Genomic DNA, 11872 nt, shown 5'->3' with positions numbered 1-11872 from the left:
TCCGCGAAAATCGCCCGTTTGATAAAATTTTAATTCTCTGCCTTTAATTATATGCGATTAAAATAAATTGTCAACTAATTTTTAGATTCCCCGCGCTTCTCCCCGGTCGGGAGTTTCAATTTTTTTAATGCCAGCCAGGCGGCGCTTTAAGGACGACCAAAAATTAAATAATTCTTCGCTTTTTAAAATATAGCAGACCAAAACATAAACCAGCAGTCCGGCCAAGCCGGCGGCCAAGCCTTGAACCGCGACTTCCCAAAACCGATCCAAATCTATTTTGCTGCCGATCGCCAATTTAGCCCCCTGAACCGCTAAGCCGGCGGCCAAAGCGGCTAAAGAAAATTTTACTGTTGAAATAAGAATTTTCAGCTCATCAATCCTGCCTATTTCAAGATTCAGCCAAGCCCAAAGCAAGATTAAATTTAATACATTGCTTATGGAAAAAGCCAAAGCCAATCCGGCCACGCCCAGGCTTTGTGAAAATCTAAATGAGAGAAAAATATTAATCAAAGCCGACCCGAAGCCGATAAAAAAAGGCGTTTTAGAATCATGGCGCGCGTAAAAAACGCGGATTAACAGCGGAATCAAGGCTTGGGCGAAAAGCGATATGGCGAAAAAACCCAAAGTATCAATAGTTAAAAGCGTATCCTGCCAGTCAAACTTGCCGGTGCCTAAAATAACCCTGATAATTTGCGCGCGCAAAGCCAATAAAATAACCGTTGACGGAATGATAAAAAATAATATCTGCCTGACCGTCAAAGACAAATCTTTGACTAAATTCTTTTTATCAAAAGCCGAAGCCGCTAAGGCGGGAAAAGCGGCTATGGCGAAAGAAATGCCGAAAATACCCACGGGAAAAGACTGCAGATTATTGGCAAAATTAAAAACCGCGAGCGACCCCGAGGCTAAAGTTGAGGCGATTACGGTAATAACTAGGAGATTCAACTGCGAAATAGCCAAACTCATAGTCCGCGGCACCATCATCAGCCAAATTTTAATTACCCTGGGATTTTTAATTTCAAATTTAAAACTATATTTGAAACCTAGCTCCAGCAAAGCCGGAAGCTGCACCGCCATATGCAGAACCGCGCCCAAAACCACGCCCCAGGCCAAACCATAGATCCCCCAAAGCGGAACAAAATATAACGCGCCGATGATTATGCCGATATTATAAAATATCGGCGACATTGAATAGACAAAAAACCTTTTAAACGACTGCAGAATCCCGCCGAAAACGCTGGAAATGCCTAAAAATATCGGCGACAAAAACATAATTCTGGATAGACTTACGGTTAAATCCATTTTCTCTTGGCTAAAGCCCGGAGTAATTAAGCGCATAACCCCAGGCGCGAAAATCACGCCCAAGCCGCACAAAAGCAAAAGCCCGAGGCCCAGGATATTTAAAATATTACTGGCCAACTGCCAAGCTTCTTTACGTTCGTCTCCTCCCAGCAAAGATTTTATTTTCTCCAAAGGGCTTTTAATCAAGGCGGTAAAAATAGGGATAAAGCCGGCCGACAAAGCGCCTAAAACCAATAAATTAAAAATTAAATCCGGGATGCGGAAAGCGGCGTAATAAATATCCAAGGTATCGCCGGCGCCGAATTGCCCGGCCAAAATACGATCGCGAAAAATTCCCAGCAAGCGGCTAACTAAAGAAGACCCGCCGACCAGCAAGGCGGCCAAGGTAATGCTGTTTATTTCACCGCTGAATAATTTTTTTATCATAAATATCGTGTATGCATCAAGGTTTGGCTTTGTCATTTTTTGAAGTGAGGACTGCCTGCCTGCCGGCAGGCAGGTCTGAGCCCGAGTAATCTCGGGCGAGTTCCGCAACGAGAAAAATTACAAAGCCAAACCTTTGCCTACTGCCATTATCAATGATTACCAATCAATTCTTTTACTTCTCTCATTATCATCAGCTCCTCATTGGTTTTAACCGCCAGCATCGGCAATTTGCCCAAGCATTTTATTTTTTTCATCACTTGGTTGCGCGTCAGCGGATTGCCGGCGCCTATAGCCCCGGTAAAAACAATCGCCTGGGCTTTGCCTTCCAGCTCGGTCCAGTAAGCGCCGATATATTTTATTAAACGGTTAATAGCTAAATCAAAAGCCAGATTAGCTTCTTGGCTGCCGAGCGACACCATTTTAAGCAACTGCTGGAAATCATTAACGCCGGACAAGCCTTTGATGCCCGACTGCTTATTCAATAAATCATAAACCATGGCTAGCTTATCCCGGTTTATCTCTTCCGGCATTTCTTCCAAAAGCTTAAAAATTATTCCCGGGTCAATATCTCCGGCCCTGGTCATCATCACTAAACCCTCAAGCGGAGTCAGGCCCATAGAAGTGTCAATCGGCCGGCCGTTTTTTATGGCCGTAATTGACCAGCCGCCGCCCAAATGGCAGCTGATTAAACTGATTTTACTAACTTCCGTTTTAAGCAGTTTAGCGCTTTCCTGCATAGCGTATTTATGCGAAGTGCCGTGAAAGCCGTAGCGATAAATTTTATATTTTTCGCTTATTTCTTTAGGCAGGGCGTAAAGGCGGGAAATCTCCGGCAAATCAGCGTAAAAAGCCGTATCAAAAACCGCCACCTGCTTAATTTGCGGCAGATATCCAACCGCCGCTTTAATGCCGGCTAAATTATAAGGATTATGCAAAGGCGCCAGATTATTAAACTGCTCTAATTCCAAAAAATTATCTTGGTTTATTACCAGCGGTTTAAAAAATTTATGCCCGCCATGCACTATCCGATGGCCGACCGCCTCTAAATCCTGCAGCCCGCCGACATCCCTTAAAACTTGCTTTAACGCCGCTTGATGATCGGTAACGCCGGTGATTTCTCCCTGCTTAATTTCCGTTTCATCGCCAGCGAACAATTTATATTTAACCGAGGTTGAGCCGGAATTTATAACTAAAATAGACATAAAAATTATATTAAACTTCTCCCTGTCATCTCGCTTGGTTTTTCCAACCCCATGGCCTTAAGAACCGTCGGCGCCACGTCGGACAGCATGCCCTGGGGCTGAAGCAGGCTTAAATCGCCGCCGGGCGCGTCGGGCAAAGACAAGCTTTTACCTTCGTAATCTTTGCCGATAATCAAAAACGGCACCGGATTGGCCGAATGCTCTTTATCAATTTGCCCGGTTTGCATATTAAACAGTCCTTCAGCATTGCCATGATCAGCCGTAATAAACAACAAGCCGCTTTTGCCTAAAACCGTATTAACAATTTTGCCGACGCATTTATCAACCGCCTCAACCGCCTTGATAGTCGCGTTTAAATTGCCCGTATGCCCTACCATGTCGGTATTGGCGAAATTCAATAAAATAAAATCGTAATTGTCCTCTTCAATCGCCTTAATCACTTTATCGGTCACTTCCAAAGCCGACATCTCCGGCTTAAGGTCATAGCTCGGCACGGCCGGGGACGGAACCAATATCTGGTCCTCGCCTTCGGACTTTGTTTCGCGGCCGCCGTTAAAAAAATAAGTCACGTGGGCGTATTTTTCCGTTTCCGCGATCCGCAGCTGCTTTAAGCCGGCGCCGGACAAAACTTCGCCCAAAGTATTTTTTAAAACTTCCGGAGGGAAAACCACTTCCACCGGCAAATTTTTTTCATATTCGGCGAAGGTGGCGAAAAGAATATTCAAATATTTTTTACGCTTAAACTTTTCAAAGCCCGGCAAAACAAAAGCTTTGGTAAGCGCTCGCGCCCGGTCAGGGCGGTAATTAAAAAATATTACCGCGTCGCCGTCTTCAATTTTAGCCAGCGGCTTGCCGTCCGCGGTTATGACCGTCGGCATAAACTCCTCGTCATATATCTTTTTTTCATAACTGGCTTCAACCGCTTTCTCCGCCGACTCGCTTTTTTCACCCGCGCCTAGCGCCATAGCTTCATACGATTTAATCGTCCTATCCCAGTGATTATCCCGATCCATAGCGTAAAACCGGCCATGGAGAGAAGCGATTTTGCCTTTAGTTCCGGCTAGAGACGCCTCCACTTCTTTAATAAAATTCAAACCGGAATTAAACTGCGTGTCTCTGCCGTCTAAAATCGCATGAACATAAAATTCATTAACTTGCTTTTCCGCCGCTAAAGCGATTAAAGCCTGAAGATGCTCCAGCGAAGAATGAACGCAGCCGTTGGAAGCCAAGCCGAGAAAATGCAATTTTGATTTATTATTTTTAACATGATCAATCGCCTTGAGTAAAATTTTATTTTTATAAAAATTGCGGTCGGCGATAGCTTTATTGATCCTGGGAAGATTCTGGTATAAAATTCTGCCTAAGCCTAAATTCAAATGGCCGACTTCGCTATTGCCCGACTCTCCCCATGGCAAACCGACTCCTTCGCCGGAAGCCACTAAAGCCATGGCCGGATACTTAGCGATGTAACTTTTTATATTTGGTGTATTGGCTTGGCTGATAGCGTTGCCGGTATAGGGATTAGCTATGCCCCAGCCGTCAAGAACCATTAAAACTACCGGTTTAGGTCGCGCTTGTTGTTTTTTTTCTGCCATAAATGTTTTTTGAAATTGAAAATTATTTTATTAAGCTCTGTCCGGTCATTTCTTCCGGCTGATCAAAACCCAGTAATTTTAATATTGTCGGCGCGACATCGGCCAAGACTCCGTTGCTTCTTAATTTAGCCTTAGCGGCCATATTTTTATTTACCGCTATAAACGGCACTTGGTTGCTTGAATGCTCGGTATCTATTTCTCCAGTTTTTAAATTAACCATCTCTTCAATATTGCCATGATCCGCGGTTATAAGAATAGTGCCGCTCGCTCGTAAATAAGCTTTCACGATTTCTCCCAAACATTTATCAACCTCATGGCAGCATTCTATGCCGGCGGATAAATTACCCGTATGGCCGATCATATCCGGCGCAGCAAAATTCAAAACCGTAAAATCGTACTTTTTTTTAGCTAAATTATCCAATATCTCTTTAGTCAAGCCGTTTGAACTCATGGCCGGGGTGGCATCATATGATTTTACGTCAGGCGAAGGAATAACCCGCCTGGCTTCGCCGTTAACCGGATCGGCAAAGCCGCCATTAAAAAAATAAGTCACATGGGCGTATTTTTCCGTTTCCGCGATATACAGCTGCCTTAAATCCTTAAGCTGCATCGGCAAAGTCTTTTTTAAATCAGCCGACGGGAAAGCGGTTAAAATGCTGTCTAAATCCGGCCCAAAATCAGTCATGGCCACAAACAATAAATCCTTAAGAAATTTTTTTCTGGTAAAGCAGGACTTATTAAGCTCGCAAAGGTCTTTTTGCACAAAAAATTTGGCTAACTGCCTGGCCCGGTCGGACCTTAAATTAAAAAATATCACGCTATCGCCCGAAGCTATCCTCGGCAAAGGCCGGCCGTCTTTCATAATAATATACGGTTCAACAAACTCATCGCTTTCGCCCCTGTTATAGCTCTCGGTTATGGCCGCCTGGGCGCTTTCGGCTTTTCTGCCCGCGCCGTCAACCAGGGCATCATAAGCTTCTTTAGTCCTTTCCCAAGCCTTTTTTCTGTCCATGGCGTAAAATCTGCCCATAACCGTAGCGATGGCTTCGCCGTTTTTAAAGGCTTTTTGAATATCCGCGATCAATTTTAACGAAACATATTTCGGCGAATCCCGGCCATCGGTAAACAAATGCAGATAAACTTCTCCCACGCCTTTTTCTCTGGCTAAAGACATTAAGGCCAATAAATGATCCGGATCGCTATGCGCGCTCATGCCGTTGGAAATCATGCCCATTAAATGGAGCCGGCTTTTATTTTTTTTAACATGCCTGATTGCCTCAATAAAACCGGCATTCTTTAAAAAAGTGCCGTCATTAATGCTCTTGGAAATTTTAACCGCGTCCTGCTCAACTACGCGTCCGGCGCCGATATTCATATGGCCGGCTTCGCTGTTGCCTGATTGGAATCCGGGCAGTCCGACGTATTTGCCATGGGCGTAAATCTTGGTATTCGGATACTTCTTTATTAGGCCGTCCATGGTCGGAGTTTTAGATAAAAAAATAGCATTGCCTTTATTCGCCGCGGCCAGGCCCCAGCCGTCAAGGATGACGAGAATCATGGGCAGGATATTTTTTAACGGTTTATCTGATTTTTCTTGTTTAGGCATAAAAAACGTAAAATCTGTCATTGCGAACCCCGTACTCGGGGTGAAGCAATCTCACAAACAGTTTAAATAAAATAAATCTTTATTGCAGAAACAATCTGTAATTATAATAAATAGTACGTTAGATTGCTTCGTCGCCCTGAGTACAGGGCTTCTCGCAATGACAATTATAGAATTTATTTGTCATTTTAATCCATCTTCAATTTCCATCAGCCGATTGTATTTCGCCACTCTTTCGCCACGAGCGAGCGAGCCGGCTTTAATATAATCAGCGCCGGCCGCCACGGCCAAATCAGCGATAAAGTCATCCGTGGTTTCGCCGCTTCTATGGGAGACGATGATTTTATAATTATGTTTTTTAGCCAGCTTAACGCAATTAATGGTTTCAGTTAAAGTTCCGACCTGATTGGGCTTGATTAAAATAGCGTTGGCCGCGCGCTCTTTTAGCCCTTGCCTTAAACGCTCAAGATTGGTTACGAACAAATCATCGCCGACCAGCATAACGTTTGATCCCAGCTCTTTATTTAACTCCCGCCAGCCGGCCCAATCATCTTCGGCCAAACCGTCTTCAATGTAAATAATCGGATATTTTCTGAACCACTCGTAATACAAGCCGGTTAAGGTAGCCGCGGTAAAGCTGGCTCGGTCTAATTTAAAAATATATTTGCCGTCAGCTTTGTTATAAAGCTGGGACGAGCCGACGTCTACGCCCAAAGCGATTTGGCTTCCCGGCTTAAACCCGGCTTTTAGGGCCGCGGCCATGATTAATTCAATGGCCTGGATGGAAGAAACTATGTCAGGCGCGTAGCCGCCTTCGTTGCCGACGTCAGTGTCAAAACCGGCCCTTTTTAAAACCTGGCCCAAAGAGTGAAAAATTTCCGCGCCGATTCTGACCTTTTCCTTAAAGCTGGCGTCCAAAACCGGAATAATCATAAACTCCTGAAAATCCAAATTAGTATCCGCGTGCTTGCCGCCGTTAAAAATGTTAAAGCAAGGCGTGGGCAGAGTATAGCGTGTTATGCCTAAGGCATAGCTTTTGCTTATATATTCATATAACTCAACGTCCAAAGCCAAAGCGCCGGCGCGAGCGCAAGCCAGCGATACGGATAAAATAGCGTTAGCGCCCAGCTTGCTTTTATTTTCCGTGCCGTCCAGCTTTACCATTAAATCATCAATTTTTTCCTGATCGCCGGCTTCCAGGCCGATTAATTTCGGCGCGATTTTCTGCTCAACATTTTTAACCGCGTCTAAAACTCCCAGTCCGCCGTATCTGGCCTTATCGCCGTCGCGCAATTCCACGGCTTCATGCGCGCCCGTAGAAGCGCCCGAAGGCACGCTAGCCTTAAGGCGCGCGCCATTATCCAGCCAGACGCAAGTTTCCACCGTCGGATTGCCGCGCGAATCCAAAATTTCGCGGGCCGTAATTTTTTTTATTTTAGGCATACATCATTTGTAATCAAATAAAAATTTTATGGCCGTAGGGCTTTGCACGCTATAAAATTTTTATTTGATACCTTATATTTTTTGAAAATATTAAAAACTTTTTTAAAAAAAGTTTTTAAAGGTTTATAATATCTCATACTGCACCGTAGCGAATATCGTGATCTCATTGCTGCCGGCTTCAACCGCGGGCGCGGTTCCGCCGCCGCCCATGCCTGCCGCCGCTTTATCCATGGCGTAGAGCGGCACCGGCTGGCTGTCGTTGGCTGATTCGCTGAAAGAAATGACTTTACCCAGTTTAACGCCGACCACCTTAGCCAAAGCTTCGGCTTTTTCTTTGGCCTGCGCCAAAGCTTTCTCGCGGGCTTCTTGCTTTAATTTTTCCGGATTATCAATCTCAAAGCTTAGATTGCCAACCTGGTTTAAGCCGATTGAACCGGCGGCTTCAATGATTTTGGAAACTTTATCCATCTGCCTTAATTTAACATTTAAACTCTGGCTGACTAAATAGCTCCTTAAAGTTTGTTTGCTGTCATTCCAGTCATACTGTGGCGAAATATAATAATTGGCGGTCTGGATGTCTTTAACGTCAATTTGAAAATCTTTTTTCAGCTTGTCTATCATGGCGTTCATTTTATCGCTGTTATCTTTTTGCGCCGCGGCCACGGTCGGTTTTTCCACGCTGTAGCCCAGCTGAATTTTAGCTATGTCAGGCACGCCGGTCACCTTGCCTTCGCCGGTAATATAAAAAGAATGGCTTTCTTTAGGACTGACGCCGATATAATCATGGGACTTAACCGCGTTCCAGCTTAAAATACCCAGATAAATTGTACCGAGCGTTAAAAAAACGCCGATGAAAATTGTTACGATTTTGTTGGGAATCATAGATTTTAAGGGGTGCTAGCCCCACGTTAATTATTATTCATTAAAATTATAACTTGCCTTCTCCTTTCGGATTAAAGCCGCCGTTCACTTCTGCGCCGTCTTTAAAGCCGTCGCCGTCGGTATCGGCTTTGTTCGGATTAGTTCCATATTGCGCTTCCATCTCGTCGGACAATAAATCGCCGTCAGAATCTTTCTCGCGAGCCGCGCCTGAATAAGTAATGGCTTGCATGGTGTTCCAATCTTCGGTGGTTTTCGGCGTATAGCCGTAGATACTCTTGAAAGTTTTAATGCCGGACTTTTCGCTGTTTAAATTCCTGTTTTCCGCTTTCTGCCTTAGCCCGTAAGCCATAACTTTAATAGCGACATTATCTTTAGGATCATTTAAATCCGGAACTCTCTTATAAATTTTAATAAACTGCTCTTTAGCCGCTTTCTCGGCTTTATCGCTGATCAATGACGGAAATCGGCCATTGGCGATTTTAATGGCATCGGTTAATTCAGCTTCGGTTTCCGGTAATTTTGCGAAGGCCGCTTTATAAGAATTAATAACCGCCGCCCTCTCGCCGGCGCCCAGCTTCACCGTATTAGCGTCAACGCCGTAAGTAATAAAATCATTAATCGCATTTTTCATTTTTTCCGATAAATCTTTTAAATCGCTGGCTAATGATTTTAAATATTTAATTTCATTCTGCTGTTCTTTAACGATATTGCGAAGCTGTTTAAGCTCGGAAAGAATAGAGTCGTATTTGTCGTCAGCCATGTCTTTGGCTATATATTTCATTTCAATTATTTCTACTTTATTTTCCGTTATTTTAGGAGTTGCGGTTGGAGCCTGGACTTTGGTGGTAGCAGGAAGGGTAGAAACATCAGAGGGAATGGCGGCAGGGACGCAATTAAATTCCGCATACTCACCGCGCCCATCATATCCGCCGGTTCCATCCATCGTCGTATAGGCATAACCGCCGCAAGAACTTTTCCAGGTTATTTTTTCTCCTTTAGTTCTAACAACATCCATAATGCAAGATTCTTTGCCGGAGCAACTAAGGCCATCATTATCAACCGCGGCATAACACTTTTGTTCGGTTTGCGAGCCTTTAAACCAACATTTCACCTTTTCGGAAATAACATTAGTTTCTTGGCATGAATAAACCGTACAGCCGCTTGAATCTACTTTTCCTGTATTGATAAAATTGCCGCCATCACAGACAGGCCTGCTGCAAGTTTGGCTTACGCACTCATGAATTATACAGCCAAAAGAGTTTATTTTTCCGGTATCATAAAGTTTGGAACCATCTTTGCAGACAGGCACACCACATGTTTGCCCCGGACATAAATAAATTGGGCAACCATTTGCATCTGTCTTCCCGGTATCTGCTCCACCGACACAAGCAGCACATACCTTCGGCTGATCGGCAATCTTAAAATAGCTATCGCTTGAGTCGCAAGTTGAAGTGCCAGACTGGCAAACTTGAATGGTATAAGAACCTTCAGGAACAAGTCCGTCGGATAGTTCTTGAATCGCGCCAATAATCCAATTGTAATAGTTGACAGAAATATTTTTAACAATTTTGTAGATAGCGGAAGCAGATTGCACGCAAGCCATACCTGCCGGGCAAGGCGAGGAATAAGTGACTAGATTGATATCATACAAACGCGCATTATCAGCGCAAGTTGAGGAAATACCAGAAGAGGTTGAGTTGGTACATGTCGGCGTGGGCGTGTTGTCTTGCCACTTAATCGTCTGTTTTGTTCCTTTTGCCCATGTTTCCCCGCCGTTCGGCGAAAGGACAGTAATAGTTAATTTATCCGAAGAAATCGGACAACTTTCTACCTTGTTCCATCCGACCGGTACATCGCAAGGAGTAGAAAAATCTTTACATTCACCGGTTGTGGAATTTTGAGCCGGAGTAATAACTTGAGCGCAAGAGAGATCATCGGTCGCTTTAACTGACAAAACGCTTAAAATACCAACAACGCTTGTTATGATAAAAAAAGTTATAGCCACGAACATTTTTCCGAACTTTAATTTTTTCATAAACTTTTTTTAATTAATAAATATTTTAAAAAAAATTATTTCACAATCCCTTTGAGCCCGGGCATCTTCTCGCCGCTTAAATAAGCCAGCATGGCTCCCCCGCCGGTGGAAATCCAGTCAATATAATGATCCATTTTAGTAAGCTTCAGCGCTTCAATGGTTTCGCCGCCGCCGACCGCGCCGAAAGCCGAACCGGTGGAGCGGGCGGCCACGAAGCGGGCGATGGACAAAGTGCCGTGCTTAAAATGCTCATTTTCAAAATAGCCCAGCGGGCCGTTCCAAATTATGGTGTTGGCCTGCCTGATAAAATTTACGAATAATTTAACCGTCCGCGGCCCGATATCTAAAATAATATCGTCTTTAGCTACCTGGTTGACCGGCTTAACTTCCGCGTTTTTACTGTTAATTTTTTTAGCCACGATAACGTCAACCGGCAAAAGGATATTTTTATATTTTTTAGCCAGCTCGGCCGCTATTTTTATGCTGGCTTTATCGGCGAGCGACTTGCCGATTTTAAAACCATGGGCGGCGATAAAATTATTAGCCAAAGCGCCGCCGATTAAAACCCGGTAGGATTTTTTAGCTAATTTTTTTATCAAGGAAATTTTAGTCTGGATTTTAGCGCCGCCGATTATGGCAATCAAAGGCTCTTTAGGCTCTAAAATTTTATGCAAATTTAAAATTTCTTTTTCTAAAAGCAGGCCGGCGTAACTAGGCAGATATTTTTTAATGGCGCTAAGCGAGGCGTGGTCGCGGTGGTCAACGCCGAAAGAATCGTTGACGTAAATATCAGCCAAGCCGGCCAGCTCCCTGGCGAATTTTTTATCATTTTCTTCCTCGCCCGGATTAAAGCGCAAATTTTCCAAAAAAATTATGTCCCTATTTTCCATTTTCCCCGCGGCTTCTTTGGCTTTTCTGCCGGCGCAGTCATTAAGGAATAGTATCTTCTTATTTAGAAGCTCGGCTAATCTTTTAGCCGCCGGTTTAGCCGAATTATCCTTATCCATGTGGGTAGCGATGATTATTTTTGAGTTATGCCTTAATAAATAGCGGATGGTAGGTAGCGTCGCTACAATTTTATATTCGCTCTTAATCAGGCGATTTTTCATCGGCACGTTCAAGTCAGCGCGCAATAAAACAGCCTTGCCCGCCAAATTTTTAACATTTCTAATGGATTTTATCTTCATAAACACTATTACTTACCATCGATTGCTTACACAAAATTTGTTAAATTTTCGTGCGAGGACTGTTTGAGGACGCCAATAGGCGGACGAGTTCCCTGCCTACCGGCAGGCAGGCGCAGTAGAAAATTTAATAAATTTTGTGTAAGCTAAAATGTCGTATCTAATACTCATTATTATAACATAAACCGCTTAAAATAAAA

At 43.9% G+C, this 11872-nt stretch carries 7 protein-coding genes and 1 pseudogene; all 8 read right to left on the bottom strand.

Features of this window, described 5'->3' with window-relative positions:
* Positions 1 to 81: 81 nt before the first annotated feature.
* Positions 82 to 1764, bottom strand: a complete 1683-nt coding sequence (gene murJ / locus WC639_00435) for a murein biosynthesis integral membrane protein MurJ (protein ID MFA6306266.1) — start codon at positions 1762 to 1764, stop codon at positions 82 to 84.
* 113 nt (positions 1765 to 1877) lie between these two features.
* Positions 1878 to 2930, bottom strand: a complete 1053-nt coding sequence (locus tag WC639_00430; protein ID MFA6306265.1) for an acetate/propionate family kinase — start codon at positions 2928 to 2930, stop codon at positions 1878 to 1880.
* Between the two features lie 5 nt (positions 2931 to 2935).
* A complete protein-coding gene (gene gpmI, locus WC639_00425; protein MFA6306264.1) occupies positions 2936 to 4525 on the bottom strand; it encodes a 2,3-bisphosphoglycerate-independent phosphoglycerate mutase in 1590 nt (529 codons plus the stop codon).
* Positions 4526 to 4547: 22 nt separating this feature from the next.
* Positions 4548 to 6131, bottom strand: a complete 1584-nt coding sequence (gpmI, locus tag WC639_00420) for a 2,3-bisphosphoglycerate-independent phosphoglycerate mutase (protein ID MFA6306263.1) — start codon at positions 6129 to 6131, stop codon at positions 4548 to 4550.
* A 180-nt stretch (positions 6132 to 6311) separates the two neighbouring features.
* Positions 6312 to 7571 (bottom strand): phosphopyruvate hydratase, encoded by a 1260-nt coding sequence (gene eno / locus WC639_00415; protein MFA6306262.1) that lies wholly within the window; start codon positions 7569 to 7571, stop codon positions 6312 to 6314.
* Between the two features lie 123 nt (positions 7572 to 7694).
* The gene (locus tag WC639_00410; GenBank protein MFA6306261.1) at positions 7695 to 8453 is read right to left on the bottom strand and encodes an SIMPL domain-containing protein; all 759 of its coding nucleotides are present in this window, start codon (positions 8451 to 8453) and stop codon (positions 7695 to 7697) included.
* A gap of 46 nt (positions 8454 to 8499) precedes the next feature.
* Positions 8500 to 8649: pseudogene (locus tag WC639_00405) on the bottom strand (hypothetical protein).
* A 1874-nt stretch (positions 8650 to 10523) separates the two neighbouring features.
* On the bottom strand, positions 10524 to 11675 hold the full coding sequence (locus WC639_00400) for a phosphoglycerate kinase (GenBank protein MFA6306260.1): 1152 nt from the start codon (positions 11673 to 11675) through the stop codon (positions 10524 to 10526).
* Positions 11676 to 11872 lie beyond the last annotated feature (197 nt).

The sequence above is a fragment of the Patescibacteria group bacterium genome (assembly GCA_041662965.1).
In the GTDB taxonomy this organism is placed as follows: Bacteria; Patescibacteriota; Patescibacteriia; order Patescibacteriales; family GWC2-42-12; genus JACPHD01.
This window is presented reverse-complemented; position numbering and strand designations above follow the sequence as displayed.

Coding starts and splice junctions, on each gene's coding strand:
- WC639_00400 (MFA6306260.1), bottom strand. CDS start 11,675: ATGAAGATAAAATCCATTAGAAATGTTAAAAATTTGGCGGGCAAGGCT.
- murJ (MFA6306266.1), bottom strand. CDS start 1,764: ATGACAAAGCCAAACCTTGATGCATACACGATATTTATGATAAAAAAA.
- WC639_00410 (MFA6306261.1), bottom strand. CDS start 8,453: ATGATTCCCAACAAAATCGTAACAATTTTCATCGGCGTTTTTTTAACG.
- WC639_00430 (MFA6306265.1), bottom strand. CDS start 2,930: ATGTCTATTTTAGTTATAAATTCCGGCTCAACCTCGGTTAAATATAAA.
- gpmI (MFA6306264.1), bottom strand. CDS start 4,525: ATGGCAGAAAAAAAACAACAAGCGCGACCTAAACCGGTAGTTTTAATG.
- eno (MFA6306262.1), bottom strand. CDS start 7,571: ATGCCTAAAATAAAAAAAATTACGGCCCGCGAAATTTTGGATTCGCGC.
- gpmI (MFA6306263.1), bottom strand. CDS start 6,131: ATGCCTAAACAAGAAAAATCAGATAAACCGTTAAAAAATATCCTGCCC.